At 63.3% G+C, this 16,481-nt stretch carries 13 protein-coding genes; 7 read left to right on the top strand and 6 right to left on the bottom strand.

All coding sequences use genetic code 11. The features are described 5' to 3' along the window. Window positions 1–32 precede the first annotated feature (32 nt). Window positions 33–2,045, bottom strand: coding sequence for a phenylacetic acid degradation bifunctional protein PaaZ (gene paaZ / locus B9A11_RS03950; RefSeq protein ID WP_058245667.1), 2,013 nt, complete (start codon window positions 2,043–2,045; stop codon window positions 33–35). 110 nt (window positions 2,046–2,155) lie between these two features. On the opposite strand from paaZ, the gene paaI reads away from it, so the two are divergent. From paaI to B9A11_RS03920, 6 genes are all read left to right on the top strand, one after another. Beyond that, entirely contained in the window at window positions 2,156–2,587 is a 432-nt protein-coding gene (gene paaI, locus B9A11_RS03945) for a hydroxyphenylacetyl-CoA thioesterase PaaI (RefSeq protein ID WP_058245668.1), read from the top strand. A 26-nt stretch (window positions 2,588–2,613) separates the two neighbouring features. Further along, complete coding sequence (gene paaK / locus B9A11_RS03940; RefSeq protein WP_058245669.1) at window positions 2,614–3,918, top strand: phenylacetate--CoA ligase PaaK; 1,305 nt, start codon at window positions 2,614–2,616, stop codon at window positions 3,916–3,918. A 103-nt stretch (window positions 3,919–4,021) separates the two neighbouring features. Beyond that, entirely contained in the window at window positions 4,022–4,594 is a 573-nt protein-coding gene (locus tag B9A11_RS03935; RefSeq protein ID WP_058245670.1) for a TetR/AcrR family transcriptional regulator, read from the top strand. 169 nt (window positions 4,595–4,763) lie between these two features. Further along, window positions 4,764–5,909 carry a phosphoserine transaminase gene (locus tag B9A11_RS03930; protein ID WP_058245671.1) on the top strand — a complete coding sequence of 382 codons (1,146 nt, stop codon included), beginning with the start codon at window positions 4,764–4,766 and terminating at the stop codon, window positions 5,907–5,909. Between the two features lie 104 nt (window positions 5,910–6,013). Continuing rightward, window positions 6,014–7,609, top strand: coding sequence for a phosphoglycerate dehydrogenase (serA, locus tag B9A11_RS03925; protein ID WP_058245672.1), 1,596 nt, complete (start codon window positions 6,014–6,016; stop codon window positions 7,607–7,609). Between the two features lie 124 nt (window positions 7,610–7,733). Beyond that, on the top strand, window positions 7,734–8,504 hold the full coding sequence (locus B9A11_RS03920) for a metallophosphoesterase family protein (protein ID WP_058245673.1): 771 nt from the start codon (window positions 7,734–7,736) through the stop codon (window positions 8,502–8,504). Here B9A11_RS03920 and B9A11_RS03915 read toward each other — a convergent pair. The 3 genes from B9A11_RS03915 to B9A11_RS03905 form a co-directional block, all read right to left on the bottom strand. Then, complete coding sequence (locus tag B9A11_RS03915; RefSeq protein WP_058245674.1) at window positions 8,499–10,250, bottom strand: SulP family inorganic anion transporter; 1,752 nt, start codon at window positions 10,248–10,250, stop codon at window positions 8,499–8,501. The two genes, B9A11_RS03920 and B9A11_RS03915, sit on opposite strands and share 6 nt — an antisense overlap. Before the next feature lie 159 nt (window positions 10,251–10,409). Beyond that, entirely contained in the window at window positions 10,410–12,083 is a 1,674-nt protein-coding gene (locus B9A11_RS03910; RefSeq protein ID WP_058245675.1) for a bifunctional protein tyrosine phosphatase family protein/NAD(P)/FAD-dependent oxidoreductase, read from the bottom strand. 194 nt (window positions 12,084–12,277) lie between these two features. Next, window positions 12,278–13,627 (bottom strand): aminotransferase class III-fold pyridoxal phosphate-dependent enzyme, encoded by a 1,350-nt coding sequence (locus B9A11_RS03905; RefSeq protein WP_058245676.1) that lies wholly within the window; start codon window positions 13,625–13,627, stop codon window positions 12,278–12,280. A 581-nt stretch (window positions 13,628–14,208) separates the two neighbouring features. Here B9A11_RS03905 and B9A11_RS03900 point away from each other — a divergent pair. After that, window positions 14,209–15,498 (top strand): sensor histidine kinase, encoded by a 1,290-nt coding sequence (locus B9A11_RS03900; RefSeq protein ID WP_058245677.1) that lies wholly within the window; start codon window positions 14,209–14,211, stop codon window positions 15,496–15,498. Between the two features lie 101 nt (window positions 15,499–15,599). Here B9A11_RS03900 and rpmE read toward each other — a convergent pair whose 3' ends face one another. Continuing rightward, the gene (rpmE, locus tag B9A11_RS03895) at window positions 15,600–15,821 is read right to left on the bottom strand and encodes a 50S ribosomal protein L31 (RefSeq protein ID WP_058245678.1); all 222 of its coding nucleotides are present in this window, start codon (window positions 15,819–15,821) and stop codon (window positions 15,600–15,602) included. A gap of 12 nt (window positions 15,822–15,833) precedes the next feature. Then, window positions 15,834–16,214 (bottom strand): 50S ribosomal protein L19, encoded by a 381-nt coding sequence (gene rplS, locus B9A11_RS03890; RefSeq protein ID WP_058245679.1) that lies wholly within the window; start codon window positions 16,212–16,214, stop codon window positions 15,834–15,836. Between the last annotated feature and the right edge of the window lie 267 nt (window positions 16,215–16,481).

The raw sequence follows: 16,481 nt of genomic DNA, 5'->3' as shown, positions 1-16,481 counted from the left end.
GCGGCATTCGTCTGGACGCCGCCCCCTTGGGCTTAATCGCGCTCGTAAGACACCATGGTCAGCAGCTCGTAGTCGGCCACCTGATCGCCGTCCTGATTGTACAGCGTCACGTGCCAGGCAACCTCGCCGTAGGTGTCGGTGCGCTGGGTCTTGCGCTTGGCGGTCAGGCGGACGTGCACCTTGTCACCGGGGCTGACCGGCTTTTGAAAGCTCAGGCTGTTCAGGCCGGTGTTGGCCAGAACCGGGCCGGGATCGGGCTGTACGAACAGGCCCGCCGCAAAGGACAACAGCAGGTAGCCATGCGCCACGCGACCGGGGAAGAAGGGGTTCGCCTCGGCGGCCTCTTGATCCATATGCGCATAGAAGGTGTCGCCGGTGAACTCTGCGAAATGCTCGATATCGGCCAGCGTGACCTCGCGCGGGTCGGTGGTCAGGGTCTCGCCGATCTCGATCTCGCGATAGGTGCGCTGGAACGGGTGCTGCGGGCCGGTGATTTCGGCGCTGCCGGGCACCCATTGGCCGGTGATCGCGGTCAGCACGTCGGGGCTGCCCTGGATCGCGGTGCGCTGCATATAGTGTAGAACGCCGCGCACGCCGCCCAGCTCTTCGCCGCCGCCCGCCCGGCCCGGACCGCCGTGGACCAGATGGGGCAGGGGGGCACCGTGGCCCGTCGCCTCTTTCATCGAGCTGCGGTCGGTGATGTACAGACGCCCGTGCCAAGCGGCCGAGTCGATGGCGACGCGGCGCGCCACCTCCGGATCGGCGGTGACGAGGGACGCCACCAGAGAGCCTTCGCCGCGGTTCGCCAGCTCGGTCGCGTGGCCAAGATCGCGGTAAGGCAGCAGGGTCGAGACGGGGCCAAAGGCTTCGGTCGCGTGAACTTCGCGCGCCGCGTCAGGGTCGTCACACTGGAACAGCATCGGCGCGAAGAAACCGGGGCCGTCGGGGATGTCAAAGGCGTCGGCGCCAAGGATCTGCCGCGCTTCTTGCCCGATGATGGCGGCCTTTTCGGCCACGTCCTGACGCTGCCCCGCCGAGGCCAGCGCGCCCATGCGGGCATCGCCCGAGGGATCGCCGATGGTGGTCTTGCGCAGGCGGTCTGACAGCGCTTCGGCCACCGCGTTGATCTGCGTGTCCGGCACGATGATGCGGCGGATGGCGGTGCATTTCTGACCCGCCTTGACGGTCAGTTCCGTGGCGGCCTGCTTGATGAACAGCGCGAATTCTTCGCTATCGGGGGTCACGTCGGGGCCGAGGATCGAGGCGTTGAGGCTGTCCTGTTCCGACATGAAGCGCACCGAGTTGCGCATCAGGTGGGGGGCACCGCGCAGCATCAGGGCGGTGTCCGCCGAGCCGGTAAAGCTGACCACGTCCTGCGGGCCAAGCTGGTCCAGCAGATCGCCCGTGCCGCCGATGATCAGCTGCACCGCGCCGTCGGGCAGCAGGCCGGAGTCAATCATCAGACGGAAGCACGCTTCGGTCAGGTAGCAGGTCTGCGTCGCCGGTTTGACGATGGCAGGCACCCCCGCCAGCAGCGTCGCGGCGAGCTTTTCCAGCATCCCCCAGACCGGGAAGTTGAAGGCGTTGATGTGCACCGCGACGCCTTGCAGCGGCGTGGCGATGTGCTGGCCCAGAAAGGTCCCCTTGCGCGAGAGTTGCTCGACGCCGCCGTCGACATAGACATGACCGTCGGGCATTTCGCGGCGGCCTTTGCTGGCGATGACGGACATGGTGATGATGCCGCCTTCGATGTCGACGGCCCCGTCGGCGCGGGTCGCCCCGGTCAGCGGGTTGATGGCATAGAGCTGTTCCTTGTGCTCGGCGATGTAGGCCGCGAGCGCTTTGAGCATCTTGGCGCGCTGGTGAAAGGTCATTTCGCGCAAGGCAGGCCCGCCCTTGGTCAGCGCATAGGCGCGCATGGCGGCGTAATCCAGCGGCGCACCGGCCTTGGCGACAAGCGCGCCATCGACCGGGCCAAAGACGTCGCGGGCATCGGCGCCGGGGGCGATCCATTGACCGCAAGCGTAGGAATGTGGGTTCAGCATTTGGGTTCCTCCCTGTTCGGCGGCACCATGGCGCATGCGAAACCGGAAATCAACAGACTTGACCGAGCGGTCGGGTTTGTGCAGTTTGAGCGCCAAGGGAGGATAAGCAGATGACACCACAACAGCGGGCCGAGGCATCGGCAAAGGCGCTATGGCAGGGCGATGCGGCCAGCGCGCATATGGGGATGCGGATCGACGAGATCGCGCCGGGGCGCGCGGTGCTGTCGATGGAGGTGGCCGAGTGGATGCTGAACGGGCATCGGATTTGCCACGGCGGGTTCATCTTTACGCTGGCGGATTCGGCCTTTGCCTTTGCGTGTAATTCCTACAACCAGTCGACGGTGGCGCAGCAGAATCAGATCACCTTTCTGGCCCCCGGTCAGCCGGGGGAGCGTCTGGTCGCGACCTGCGTCGAAACCGCCAAGGCGGGGCGCTCGGGCACCTATGACGTGACCGTGACGGGCGAAGACGGGCGCCAAGTGGCCCTTATGCGGGGGCTGTCGCGGACCGTGCGCGGCACCTTGTTCGACGAAGACGCCTAAGGAAAGATGCCTGAGGGAGGACGACCATGGAAGATTTGACCCCGCGCCGAGAGAGCCTTGACCCGATCGAGATCGCCTCGCGCGATGAGATCGCCGCCGTGCAGCTGGAGCACATGAAATGGTCGCTGCGTCATGCCTATGACAATGTGCCCCACTATCAGGCCAGCTTTGACGCCGCCGGGGTGCACCCGGACGATCTGCACAGCCTGGCGGATCTGGCCAAGTTCCCGTTCACGGTCAAGACCGACCTGCGGGACAACTACCCCTTTGGGATGTTTGCGGTGCCGCGGGCGCAGGTGAAGCGGATCCACGCCTCTTCGGGGACGACGGGGCAGCCGACGGTGGTGGGCTATACCGCGCGCGATCTGGACACATGGGCCAGCGTGGTGGCGCGGTCTTTGCGGGCGGCGGGCCTGCGCGAGGGCGATGTGCTGCACAACGCCTATGGCTATGGGCTGTTTACCGGCGGGCTGGGGATCCACCTTGGCGCGGACAAGCTGGGGCTGTCGACGGTGCCGATTTCCGGCGGGATGACCCAGCGGCAGGTCCGCTTGATCGAGGATTTCGGCGCGACCGGGATCACGGTGACGCCGTCCTATGCGCTGTCGATCATCGACGAATACGCCGAGCAGGGATTGGACCCGCGCAAAAGCCCGCTGAAGGTGGGGATTTTTGGCGCCGAGCCTTGGACCAACGCCATGCGGCGCGAGATCGAGGACGCCTTTGATATGCACGCGGTGGATATTTACGGTCTGTCCGAGGTGATGGGGCCGGGGGTGGCGAACGAGTGTGTCGAGACCAAGGATGGCCTGCACATCTGGGAGGATCACTTTTACCCCGAGATCATCGACCCGGAAACGGGGGAGGTCTTGCCCGATGGCGAATTGGGGGAGCTGGTCTTTACCTCGCTGACCAAGGAGGCGTTTCCGATCATCCGCTACCGCACGCGCGATCTGACGCGGTTGCTGCCGGGGACGGCGCGGTCGATGCGGCGGATGGAAAAGGTGACGGGGCGGTCGGACGATATGATCATCCTGCGCGGGGTGAACGTCTTTCCGACGCAGATCGAAGAGCAGCTGATGGCGGTGCCCGCGCTGGCCCCGCATTTCCAGCTGGAGCTGAACCGCGTCGGCCACAAGGACGAGATGCGAGTAAAGGTGGAGCCTTTGCCCGAGATGGTGTCCGCGTCCGAGAGCGCTGGGCGTGAGTTGGCGGCGAAGGTCAAGCAGGTGGTCGGCGTGACGGTCAAGGTGGATGTGGAGCTGCCCGGCGGGGTGGCGCGGTCACAGGGCAAGGCGGTGCGCATCGTCGACAATCGCCCCAAAGAGTGATCTATGGCGGGCGGTGTGTGGGCCGGCCTGACGGCCGGACGCTCGCTCTGACGAGCATCGCCCCACCCACCGTCCCGCAACGCCTGTGGAGGAGGGAACGCGTATGGCACGAGGGGTCGCCAAGGATCACGACGAAAAGCGGCAGGCGCTGCGCAAGGGCGCGGCGTCTTATTTCGCGCGCAACGGGTTTGACCGCGCCTCTATGACGGGGGCGGCGAAGGAGTGCGGCGTCTCCAAGGCGTTGCTGTACCACTACCATGACAGCAAAGAGGCGCTGCTGTTCGACATTCTCGACGGGCATCTGTCGTCGCTGCTTGCGGTGGTCGAAGAGGCCGCGCCTGCGGGCTTGGGCGCTCTGATCTCGGTCATCCTTGAGGAGTACGAGGACGCCGACGCCGAGCACAAGCTGCAACTCGAGGCGCTGCGCAGCGCCCTGCCGCCCGAGATGCAGACACCCCTGATCGCCACGCAACGCCGTTTGGTCCACCTGATGGCCGAGGCGGTGCGGGCCGAGCAACCCGCGCTTGAAGGGGACCGCCTGCGCGCCGCCACCATGAGCGTCTACGGCATTCTCAACTGGTTTTACATGTGGCACCGGCCCGGGCGCGGTCTGTCGCGTGAGGCCTACGCAGAGCTGGCCACGCAGTTTGTGCGCGGCGGTTTGGCCAACCTCTAGGCCCACCTGTAAGGCGAGGTTTCCGATCTGCTCCATTTGGCGCGTCGCAAAATGCAAAAGCGACCCATCTGGCCAATTTTCCGACTTGCTGCGGGGCGGCGAGTCGCATATCTGCATCCACGGGACACCCTTCCCCAACGAAGGGCATCTATCTGGAAGGTTAGCAGATATGACGACGAATCATCCGGCCGCGCGGCCGGCAAACCCGCGTTTTTCCTCGGGCCCGTGCGCCAAAATCCCCACATTCGAACTTGGCTTGCTGTCTGACGCAGCGCTTGGCCGCTCGCACCGTGCGAAGGTCGGCAAGGACAAGCTGAAAGCGGCCATCGAAGGCACACGCGAAGTTCTGGGCATCCCCGCAGACTACAAGATTGGCATCGTTCCCGCGTCCGACACCGGCGCGGTTGAAATGGCCATGTGGTCGCTGCTGGGCGCTCGCAAGGCGACCATGGTCGCTTGGGAATCCTTTGGCGCGGGCTGGGTCAGCGATGTCGTCAAACAGCTGAAAATCGACGCCGACGTCAAGGAAGCCGGTTACGGCGAGATCGTCGACATGGCGGCGCTGGATTACGACACCGACGTGGTGTTCACCTGGAACGGCACCACCTCTGGCGTGCGCGTCCCCACCGGCGACGTGATCCCCGCGGACCGCGAAGGCCTGACCATCTGTGACGCCACCTCGGCGGCCTTTGCGCAGGACCTGCCGTGGGACAAGCTCGACGTGACCACCTTCTCTTGGCAGAAGGTCATGGGCGGCGAAGCGGCGCACGGGATGATCATCCTGTCGCCGCGCGCGGTCGAGCGCCTTGAAAGCTATACCCCTGCCTGGCCGATGCCGAAAATCTTCCGCCTGACCAAGGGTGGCAAGCTGATCGACGGCATCTTTACCGGCGCGACCATCAACACCCCGTCCATGCTGGCGGTCGAGGATTACCTCGTGGCTCTGGACTGGGCGCGCAGCGTCGGCGGTCTGGCTGGCCTGATGAAGCGTGCCGACACCAACGCCAAGGTGATCTGGGACTTCTGCGAGCGTCATGATTGGATCGACAACCTCGCGGTTGACCCGGCGACGCGCTCGAACACCTCGGTGTGCCTCAAGTTCACCGACGAGCGCATCAAGGACGGCGCTGCCTTTGCCAAGGCCGTGGCTAAAAAGCTCGAAGACTACAACGCCGCCTATGACATCGGTGCCTATCGCGACGCCCCGGCGGGCCTGCGCATCTGGTGCGGTGCCACCATCGAGGCCGCTGATGTCGAAGCGTTGACGCTGTGGCTCAAGTGGGCGTTCGAAGCCTGCATCGCCGAGCAAGCCTAAGCTTTTGCGGCGGGCCGCGCGCCCGCTGACACTCCCCATAGAACTGTTGCAGGGTGGGCCTTTTGGCCCGCTCCACCCCCCTCTTTTGCATAAGGACCAGACAGATGGCCCCCAAAGTTCTCGTCTCTGACAAACTCTCCGAAACCGCCGTTCAGATCTTTCGCGATCGCGGCATCGACGTCGATTTCATGCCCGAGCTGGGCAAGGACAAGGAAAAGCTCGCCGAGGTGATCGGCAAGTATGACGGTCTGGCGATCCGTTCCGCGACCAAGGTCACGCCGTCCCTGCTGGAGCACGCCACCAACCTCAAGGTTGTGGGCCGCGCGGGCATCGGCACCGACAACGTCGACAAGGAAGCCTCGTCCAAGAAAGGCGTGATCGTGATGAACACGCCCTTTGGCAACATGATCACCACCGCCGAGCACGCCATCGCGATGATGTTCGCCGTGGCGCGCCAGATCCCCGAGGCGTCGGCGTCGACCCACGCGGGCAAGTGGGAAAAGTCCAAGTTCATGGGCGTCGAGCTGACCGGCAAGACGCTTGGCGTCATCGGCGCGGGCAACATTGGCGGCATCGTCTGCGACCGCGCGCTTGGTCTCAAGATGAAGGTTGTGGCCTACGATCCCTTCCTGTCGGAAGAGAAGGCCGAGAAGATGAAGGTGGAAAAGGTCGAGCTGGATGAGCTGCTGACCCGCGCCGATTTCATCACCCTGCACGTGCCGCTGACCGATGGCACCCGCAACATCCTGTCCAAGGAGAACCTTGAAAAGACCAAGAAAGGCGTGCGCATCATCAACTGTGCCCGCGGCGGTCTGGTGGACGAAGAGGCGCTGGCCGAGCTGCTGAAATCCGGCCACGTGGCTGGCGCGGCCTTCGACGTTTTCGCCGAGGAACCGGCGACCGAAAACCCGCTGTTCAACCTGCCCAACGTTGTCTGCACCCCGCACCTGGGCGCGTCGACCACCGAAGCGCAGGAAAACGTCGCGTTGCAGGTGGCCGACCAGATGTCGAACTACCTGCTGACCGGCGCCGTGGAAAACGCGCTGAACATGCCGTCCGTGACCGCCGAAGAGGCCAAGGTCATGGGCCCGTGGATCAAGCTGTCCGAGCATCTGGGCAACTTCATCGGCCAGATGACCGACGATGAGCCGATCAACGCGATCAACATCCTGTACGACGGCGAAGCGTCGACCATGAACCTTGAGGCGCTGAACTGCTCGCTCATCGCTGGTATCATGAAGTCGATCAACCCCGACGTGAACATGGTGTCCGCGCCGCTGATCGCCAAAGAGCGCGGCATCAAGATATCGACCACCAATCAGGCGCAGTCCGGCGCGTTCGAAGGCTACGTCAAGGTCACCGTCAAGACCCCGACGCGCGAGCGCTCGATTGCCGGCACCGTGTTCTCGGATGGCAAGCCGCGCTTTATCCAGATCAAGGGCATCAACATCGACGCCGAGGTCGGCGCACACATGGTCTACACCACCAACGAAGACGTGCCGGGCATCATCGGTACGCTTGGCCAGACCATGGGCAAGCACGGGGTGAACATCGCGAACTTTACCCTCGGTCGCAAGGAAGCCAAGGGCGAGGCCATCGCGCTGCTGTATGTCGATGACGTGATCCCGGCGGCGGCGCTGGACGATCTCAAGGCGTCGGGCCTGTTCAAGCAGATCAAGCCGCTGGCCTTCGACGTCTAAGCCGTTCGTCTATCGGAAATTTTTGCGCGTCGCCTTGGGAACAGGGCGGCGCGTTTCTTTTGCGCGGGGGTTTCGCGGCGCTGCGGCATGGGCTAGCCAGAGAGCAGCGAACAGGAGAGCCCCCATGACATTTTACGCAGTCGGCGACATCCACGGCCATTTGACCCAGCTTGACCGGGTGCTGGACTTGATCGAGGCGGACAGGGGCGCCGAGGCGCGCGTCGTGTTCCTCGGGGATTATGTTGATCGCGGGCCGGACTCGCGCGGGGTGATCGAGCGGTTTTTGCAAGGTTTGGACGCGGGGCGCGACTGGGTTTTCCTCAAAGGCAACCACGACCGGATGTTCGAGCGGTTTCTTGAAGATGGCGAGACGTCGGACGCGCATATCCTGTCGGGCAAGCTGTGGTTGCACGAGCGGCTGGGCGGGCCGGATACATTGGGGTCCTACTTTGATGCGGACGGGCTTTTGGCGTCGCTGGGTGGCGGCAAGATGACCGATTACGGGATGGAACCTGCGCCGGAAGCGGTTTTGCAGGCCTTGGTCGCCGCCGCGCAGGAGGCGATCCCGCAGCGCCACAAGGATTTTCTGGGGCAGGCCAAACTGTACCACGAAGAGGATGGGTATATCCTGGTGCACGCAGGCATCCGCCCCGGCGTGCCCCTGGGGATGCAAGACCCCGAAGACCTGATGTGGATCCGTGAGCCCTTCCTGAGTGATACCCGCAGTTACGGCGCGATGATCGTCCACGGTCACACGGCGCTGGACGCGCCCGAGCGCACGATCAACCGGATCAATCTGGACAGCGGGGCGGGCTATGGACGGCCCGCCACCGTTGCGGTTTTCGAAGGGGGCGAGACCTTTACCCTCAGCCCCGAGGGGCGCGTGGCCCTATGAGGCGGCCCGCAGGTCGGCTTGGGTGAGTTTCGCCCAAGCGTCATACTGCGACAGGAACACCTCGCCGGTCAGCTCGTGCAAAAAGTGCGAGCGTTGCAGGCGGTCCATCACCGGGCCTTTGACCTCGGACATGTGCAGGGTGATGCCCATTTCCTCGAGGCGGCGGTTCAGCTCTTCCAAGGCCTCCAGCGCGCTCATGTCGATTTCGTTCACCGCGGGGCACATCAGGACGACGTGTTTCAGCGGCTCATCGCAGGTCACGCGGTTCAGCACGTAATCCTCAAGAAAGCGGGCGTTGGCGAAATACAGCGCCTCGTCCACACGCAGGGTCACCAGCTCGGGGTGGGTTTCCACCTTGTGGCGATGGATGTTGCGAAAGTGCTGCGTGCCGGGGACCAAACCGACCTCTGCCACGTGCGGGCGCGAGGTGTGGTACAGGTGCAGGCCAATCGACAGCAGCACCCCGGCGGACACGCCTACCTCGACGCCAAAGCCCAGCGTCAGGAAAATGGTCGCGGCGACGGCGGCAAAGTCCACCTTGGAATAGCCCCACGCCTTGGTCAGGATCGAGAAATCCACAAGGCTGAGGACGGCGACGATGATGGTCGCGGCTAGCGTCGCCTTGGGGAGAAAGTACAGCAGCGGCGTCAGCAGCAGCGTCGCGATCAGGATGCCCACGGCGGTAAAGGCGCCCGCAGCCGGGGTCACCGCGCCCGCGTCAAAGTTGACCACCGAGCGCGAGAACCCGCCCGTCACCGGAAAGCCCCCAGACAGCGAAGAGCCGACGTTCGACATGCCCAGGCCGATCAATTCCTGGTCGGGCGAGATGCGCTGGCGGCGTTTGGCGGCCAAGGTTTGCGCGACGGAAACCGACTCCACAAAGCCGATGATAGAGATCAGCAGCGCCGACATGAACAGCTCGGACCACAGGTCGGGCGACAGGCTGGGCATGGTGATCGGGGGCAGGCCCATGGGCACTTCGCCGACGATCTTGACGCCCTTGTCGTTCAGACCAAAGATCCAGGTCGCCAGAACGGTGACCACAACGGCGGCCACCGGGCCGGCCTTGGCGCCGATGTCGGCCATCCGCGGGCTGAGGCCAAAGCTCATGAGCAGCGGTTTCAGGCCCTTGCGCACCCAGAACAGGAAGCCAACGGCGCTAAAGCCGATGAACATCGTGATGATGTTGGTCTGCTCTTGATGCTCCAGCAGCGATTCGATCAGGTGGATGATGGTGTGGCCGCCCGCCTCGATCCCAAAGATATGCTTCAGTTGCGACATGGCGATCAGCACGCCCGACGCGGTGATAAAGCCTGCGATCACCGGGTGAGACAGAAAGTTCGCCAGAAAACCCAGCTTGAACACGCCCATGACGGTCAGCATCGCGCCGGAAATAAAGGCCAGCGTCCCGGCGGCCAGCGCGATCTGCATCGGGTCGGTCAGGCCAAGGTTGCCAATGGCAGCGGCGGTCATCAGCGACACCACGGCCACCGGGCCAACGGCCAGCGCCCGCGAGGTGCCAAAGATCGCGTACATCATCAGCGGCGCGATCGAGGCATAAAGCCCCATCTCGGCGGGCAACCCGGCGAGCAAGGCATAGGCCAGCGATTGCGGGATCAGCATGATCGTCACGATCACGGCGGCCACGATATCCGACGTGGCGGTGTCGCGGTCATAGGTTTTCATCCAGTCAAGGATGGGGAAATACTGCTTTAGACTGGCAGCCGTCAGACGAGGGCTTTTCATGGGTGTGTCCTGACATCTCGGCGGTGAGAAGCTTCACCGGATTCGCACATTCTGCGCCTTATATATTCAGTGTTTGGAATTTGAAAAGGGCAGAGTGTCGCGCCGAATGGAAAAGGCCGGGCTTTTCTATCCGCCCGGCCTTTCGATTTCGTATATGGCTTACTCAGCCGAGACCTTTTCCGGCGTGGCCATCCATTCACGGCCGCGCAGCATGGCTTTCCAGTAGATCGGCGGCAGGATCTGTTCCTTGAGCAGCCAAGCGGCGCGGGTCGGTTTGGTGCCGTCGATGAACCACTTTGGGAAGGATGGCAGCAGCGTGCCGCCATAGCCGAACTCGGCCAGCACGATCTTGCCGCGTTCCACCGTCAGCGGGCAGGAGCCATAGCCGTTGTACACTGCCACCGGCGCACCGCCGTTGATGTCGGCCACGACGTTCTCGGCCACGACCGGCGCCTGCATCCGAGCCGCCGCGGCGGTTTTCGCGTTCGGCGCGTTCATCACGTCGCCCAACGACCAGACGTTGTCGTAGGTCTTGTGGCGCAGGGTGCTTTGGTCGACGTCGATCCAGCCCGCAGCGTCAGCCAGCGGCGAGACGCGGATGAAATCGGGCGCGGTCTGCGGCGGGCAGACGTGCATCATGTCGAAATCGACGGTGATTTCGGTCGCCTCGGTGTCGGGCTTGGCCACTTTGAAGGTCGCCTTCTTCGCCGGACCATCCACCGCAATCAGGTTGTGGAAGAAGTTGAGGCTGGCGTCATATTTCTCGACGTATTTCTCCAGCGCGGGGACGTAATCCTTGACCCCGAAGAGCACGCCACCGGCGTTCATGAACTGGATGTCGATGTTTTTCAGCACCCCTTCGCGGTACCAATGGTCGCCGGACAGGTACATCGCCTTTTGCGGCGCACCGGCGCATTTGATCGGCATCGGCGGCTGGGTAAAGATCGCCTTGCCCTGCGTCATCTTGCTGACCAGCTCCCAGGTGTAGGGGGCCAAATCAAAGCGGTAGTTCGAGGTCACGCCGTTCTTGCCCAGCGTCTCGACGAGGCCATCCACCGCGCCCCAGTTCAGTTTCAGACCCGGGCAGACGATCAGGCGGTCGTATTTGACCACGCGGCAGCCGTCGAGGATCACCGCGTTGTTCTGCGGCTCGAACGCGGCGACGGCGGATTTGATCCAATGCACGCCCTTGGGGATCAGCGACGCCATGGTGCGCGCGGTGGTTTCCGCCTCAAAGACGCCGCCGCCAACCATGGTCCAGCCGGGCTGGTAATAGTGGATGTCGGCGGGGTCGAGGATGGCGATGTTCAGGCCCGCCTTGCGCGTCATCAAGGAGGACGCGACCGAGATGCCCGCCGCGCCGCCGCCGACGATCACGATGTCGAACTTGGCGTCGCCCTCGTCCGTGGGGGTCTTGCCGCCGTTGACGATGCGGCGCACGACGCCCGCCATGTCATAGCCTGCGGCCTTGGTTGCCTCGAGGATTTCTGCGGGGGACTTGTCCTTGGCCTGGCTCAGCGACCACAGCGTGGCCGAGCGGGTGCCGGTGCGGCAATAGGCGAACACCGGGCCGGGCAGCTCGCGCAGCATCGCGCCAAAGGCGTCTGCGTCCGCGTCGGACACCTTGCCGCCCACTACCGGTTGATAGCGCGCATCGAGGCCCGCAGCCTTTGCTGCGGCGTGGATTTCCTCGAAGGTGGGTTGATCGGCGCCTTCGCCGTCGGGACGGTTGCAGATGATCGAGCGAAAGCCCGCCGCCTTGATTTCTGCGATATGCTCTGCGGTGATCTGCGGCGAGACCGTGATGTCGTCATTGATTTTCTTGAATTCCATCGCGCGCACTCCTCCGCCGTGGGAATCATTAAAAGTATACGAATACATACATTCGCAATTGTGAATTTAAAAGGGGCAAGCCGTCGCAGACCACCAGACTTTGCTCGAAAGTCGAGACGGGGATAGGAGCAGGACATTAAAAAAGCCCCACCAAGGGACGGCGGGGCTTAGCGAATTTTAATAAAGTCAGTCGCTTAGACGGCAGCAAAGCCCTTGTCCAAGGCGCTTAGGATTGTGTTCACCTCGGTTTCGGAAATCGTCAGCGGCGGGGACATCAGGATGTTGTGCGCGCCCAGACGGACCATCGCGCCCGCCTCATACGCCGTCTGGTGGATGCGTTTCATGGTGGCGTCGTCCATGGGGGTCTTGGCGGCCTTGTCCGAGACAATCTCGATCCCGGTCATCAAGCCATGCCCGCCGCGCACATCACCGATGCAGTCGTGTTTCTCGGCCAGCTTTTGCACGCCCTCGAACAGCTGGGTGCCGCGCGCGGCGGCATTGGTCTTGGTGTCCAGACGCAGGGTTTCCGCGAGGCAAGCGGTTACAGCAGCGGCCCCCACCGGGTGCGCCGAATAGGTGTAACCGTGGTAAATCGCGCCCTCGGCGTCGGACTTCTCGAACACTTCGGCGACGGATTCGGAAATCAGCGCCGCGCCCACCGGGAAATAGCCGCTGGTGATGCCCTTGGCGGTGCTCATCATGTCGGGCTTGACACCCCAATGCCGCGCGCCGGACCAGTCTCCGCTGCGGCCAAAGCCGGTGATGACCTCGTCCGAGATCAGCAAAATTCCGTGGCGGTCGCAGATCTCGCGCATCAGCGGCATAAAGCTGCTATCCGGCACGATCACGCCGCCCGCGCCAAGGATCGGCTCCATGATCAGCGCGGCGATGGTGTCGGCCCCCTGAAAGGCGATCTCATCCTCAAAGGCCTGCGCGATCAGTTGCGCCAGCTTGGCGGGGTCCGTCTCGTTATACGGATTGCGGTAGGGGTAGGGCGCGGGCAGGTGGAAACAGCCCGGCAGCAGCGGTTCATACTTGGTCCGAAAGCGGTTGTTGCCGTTGACCGACGCGCCGCCGAAATGGGTGCCGTGGTAGCCCTTTTTCAGGGAAATGAACTTGGTCCGGGTCGGCTGGCCGCGCAGACGGTGATACTGACGGGCCATGCGCAGGCAGGTCTCGACCGAGTCCGAGCCGCCAGAGGTAAAGAACACCCGCCCGATGCCATCCTCGGCAAAGAACTCATGCACGGCAAAGGCCGCCTCGATCGCGGTGGGGTTGGTGCTGCCCGCGAAGGCCGAGTAATAGGGCAGCTCTTGGAGTTGGTCGGCGATGGCCTGTTTGACCACGTCGTTGGAATAGCCAAGGTTCACGCACCACAGGCCGCCCACCGCGTCGACCACCTGATGGCCGTCGATGTCGGTGATGTTCACACCCTGCGCGCCCGTGATGATCTTGGGCGGGTTGGCCTGCGCCTCGCCGGGGTGGCCCATCGGGTGCCACAGCTGCCGCGCGTTATTTTCCTTGAGGAAATTCTCGTCCTTCATGATCCGACTCCATGGGCGAAACTTTTGATCAAATTGGCAGCGCGGCGGGGCCGTGTCCAGCGCTCTGAGCAGGAATTGGCCGCTCACTAAAGTCTTAGATCGCCGATTGCGCAGAGCTGCTAGGGTCGTGCATGGATTTCGCCGCATGAGGGCGCGCAGATGGCTGGTGACACCGATGATGCAGGCATAGCTTGCGTGGCCTGCATGACGATCCCGCCATCTGCCTAAGGTTTGATCGCTTTGCCTGCGCGCGGTGCGCGAAACCTTGCCCATGTCGATGCGGGCAAAAGGCCGCCAACCGCCGAAACTGGCGCGATTTTTCAACCCGGGGGCGATCACGGCTTAATAATCGGGTAACTATATCTGCTGAAGTATAATCAGATAAACTATTACAACCTAAAGAGTTGTATTTCAATGGAAACTCGGGAATTGCGGCCCGCGCACACGGGGTCTACAGACGTCTGTGACGTTACGTCCCGGACTGTTTTAGCGCCTCGCGGCGCGCCCGTTTCCCAAAAGTCGTGTTTCCCGGGGTCTTTCTCGCGGCAAACGTCGCACAGCACGGTGGTCTCGGACGGGTGATGAAAATCGACTACAGACAGGAATTCGCGCGTCTCTACGATGTCGAGTACCATGACTGGCCCGAGGTGGTTTTCCGTCTGGCCGGGGTCTTTTTGGGCAGCGTGATGCTGTACATCTACTCGGGCTGGATGCTGGCTTGGGTGTGGTCGGGGGGCTATCTGGCGCTGCACGCGCTGCATTTCATCTATCTCCAGCGCAAATCGTCGGAACATGCGCGCCGTGACTGTCACATCGCCGGGGGGCTGTTCATCGCGGTGCTGATCGCGTTTATCTGGATGCCAGCCTATATGACCCAAGTGGGCGACGTGTCCTTGACCTTTATCGGCAGCACGCTGATCGCCACGACGCTGGCCTATATGATCCGCCGCGCCGACACGATGATGTGGATGGTGGTCGCCGAAAGCGTCACTCTGGCGGTCGCGCTTGGGGTGGCGGTGATCCCGGTGTTCGAACAGATCCAGGGGCGGCTGGCGCTGCTGGCCTGCGTGATCGTCTGCGTCGCGGTGGTGCTGTACATGTTCCAGGCGATCCTGATCACACGCCGCTCGCGCCTGCTGGCAGAGGACGCCGCCGTGCGCATGGCGCAAGAGCAAAAGATGGCTGCGATTGGCCAGCTGGCGGGCGGCGTGGCGCATGACTTCAACAACATCCTGACGGCGATCATCGGTAACCTCGAACTCTACGCCGTGGTCCCCGACGACGAGCGCGAGACCGTCATTCAAGAGGCGCACGCCTCGGCCAAGCGTGCCGAAGCGGTGGTCAGCCACCTGCTGATCTACGCGCGCAAAGCCCCGGTGAACCGCCGCCTGCTGGACCTGAACGAAGCCTTGGCGGGCATTCGCCTGCTGGCAGAGCGCAGCACCCCGGCGGCGGTGGCGCAGCATTGGGACTTGCCCGGCCCGTCGGCGCAGGTGCGTGTGGACGAGGTGCAGCTGACCACGGCGGTGATCAACCTGGTGCGCAACGCGGTCGACGCCATGAACGACCAAGGCACCTTGCGCGTGGAAACCCGCACCGAGACGGTCGAAACGCCGCGCAGCATGGCCGATGGCGGGATGCTCGCGCCGGGGCGCTATGCTGCCCTGACCATCACCGACAGCGGTCCCGGCATCCCCGAGGCGCAACTGTCCAAGGTGATCGAGCCGTTCTACACCACCAAGCCGGTGGGCAAGGGAACGGGGTTGGGGCTGTCGATGGTGCTGGGCTTTGCCCGTGATTCCAAGGGCGGGCTGGAAATCGGCAACTGTGACAGCGGCGCCCGTGTCACCGTCTATTTGCCCTGCGCCTAAGCCCCTTCGGCCCAGTCGCCGCGGCGCTTGTTACTCCCCCCGCAAACGCAAAAACGCCGCCCCGAAGGACGGCGTTTCGCATAGCCACGATGGCGGTCTTCTTAGAAGCCCAGGCCTTCGTACTTTTTCTTGAACTTGGAGACGCGGCCGCCTTGGTCAAGGATACGGCCCGTGCCGCCGGTCCATGCCGGGTGCACAGTCGGATCGATGTCCAGCTGCATGGTGTCGCCTTCCTTGCCCCAGGTGGTGCGGGTCTGGAACTCGGTCCCGTCGGTCATTTTGACGGTGATGAGGTGGTAGTCGGGATGCAGGTCCTTTTTCATCTCAACGGGTCCTTATGCTTTGGATTTCAGCGGCTTGTAGGTGGTGTCCTCGGCGATACGCGCCGACTTACCGCGACGCGAGCGCAGGTAGTACAGCTTGGCGCGGCGGACGCGGCCACGGCGGACAACTTCGATCGATTCGATGTTGGTCGAGTACAGCGGGAAAACGCGCTCGACGCCTTCGCCGAAGGAAATCTTGCGAACGGTGAAGGAACCGGCAATGCCCTTGCCGTTCTTGCGGCTGATGCAGACGCCCTCGTAGTTCTGGACACGGGTACGGGTACCTTCGGTCACTTTGTAGCCAACGCGAATGGTGTCGCCGGCTTTGAAATCGGGAATCGATTTCCCGAGCTGGGCGATTTGTTCCGCCTCGAGCTGTGCGATCAGGTCCATCTGATCTCTCCTTATGATCTTCGCGGTTTGCCCGCGGGGATGTCTGGCCAGAGCTTTGATCCCCTTGATCCCAAAAGGAAAAGATGCACCAGCTGTTCTTTGTTCGGGTCGGACGTCCACAAGGCGCGTCCAAATATCACAAGGCACCGAGTCGCCCCGATGCCTTTGGATGGCGTCTGATACGCCGGCGGCCCCAATAAAGCAAGGGCTTTGCGGGTGCTTGCGGGGAGTGCGCGCTTTGTGCAGTGTTAGCGATAAATGGGGGAG

It is taken from the genome of Tropicibacter naphthalenivorans (assembly GCF_900176475.1).
Classification (GTDB): domain Bacteria; phylum Pseudomonadota; class Alphaproteobacteria; order Rhodobacterales; family Rhodobacteraceae; genus Tropicibacter; species Tropicibacter naphthalenivorans.
This window is presented reverse-complemented; position numbering and strand designations above follow the sequence as displayed.

Bases quoted from the DNA above. Each gene is read 5' to 3' on its own strand.
- paaI (WP_058245668.1), top strand. From the start codon at position 2,156: ATGACACCACAACAGCGGGCCGAGGCATCGGCAAAGGCGCTATGGCAG.
- rplS (WP_058245679.1), bottom strand. From the start codon at position 16,214: ATGGACCTGATCGCACAGCTCGAGGCGGAACAAATCGCCCAGCTCGGG.
- B9A11_RS03930 (WP_058245671.1), top strand. From the start codon at position 4,764: ATGACGACGAATCATCCGGCCGCGCGGCCGGCAAACCCGCGTTTTTCC.
- B9A11_RS03915 (WP_058245674.1), bottom strand. From the start codon at position 10,250: ATGAAAAGCCCTCGTCTGACGGCTGCCAGTCTAAAGCAGTATTTCCCC.
- paaK (WP_058245669.1), top strand. From the start codon at position 2,614: ATGGAAGATTTGACCCCGCGCCGAGAGAGCCTTGACCCGATCGAGATC.
- B9A11_RS03910 (WP_058245675.1), bottom strand. From the start codon at position 12,083: ATGGAATTCAAGAAAATCAATGACGACATCACGGTCTCGCCGCAGATC.
- serA (WP_058245672.1), top strand. From the start codon at position 6,014: ATGGCCCCCAAAGTTCTCGTCTCTGACAAACTCTCCGAAACCGCCGTT.
- B9A11_RS03900 (WP_058245677.1), top strand. From the start codon at position 14,209: ATGAAAATCGACTACAGACAGGAATTCGCGCGTCTCTACGATGTCGAG.
- rpmE (WP_058245678.1), bottom strand. From the start codon at position 15,821: ATGAAAAAGGACCTGCATCCCGACTACCACCTCATCACCGTCAAAATG.
- B9A11_RS03920 (WP_058245673.1), top strand. From the start codon at position 7,734: ATGACATTTTACGCAGTCGGCGACATCCACGGCCATTTGACCCAGCTT.
- B9A11_RS03905 (WP_058245676.1), bottom strand. From the start codon at position 13,627: ATGAAGGACGAGAATTTCCTCAAGGAAAATAACGCGCGGCAGCTGTGG.
- B9A11_RS03935 (WP_058245670.1), top strand. From the start codon at position 4,022: ATGGCACGAGGGGTCGCCAAGGATCACGACGAAAAGCGGCAGGCGCTG.
- paaZ (WP_058245667.1), bottom strand. From the start codon at position 2,045: ATGCTGAACCCACATTCCTACGCTTGCGGTCAATGGATCGCCCCCGGC.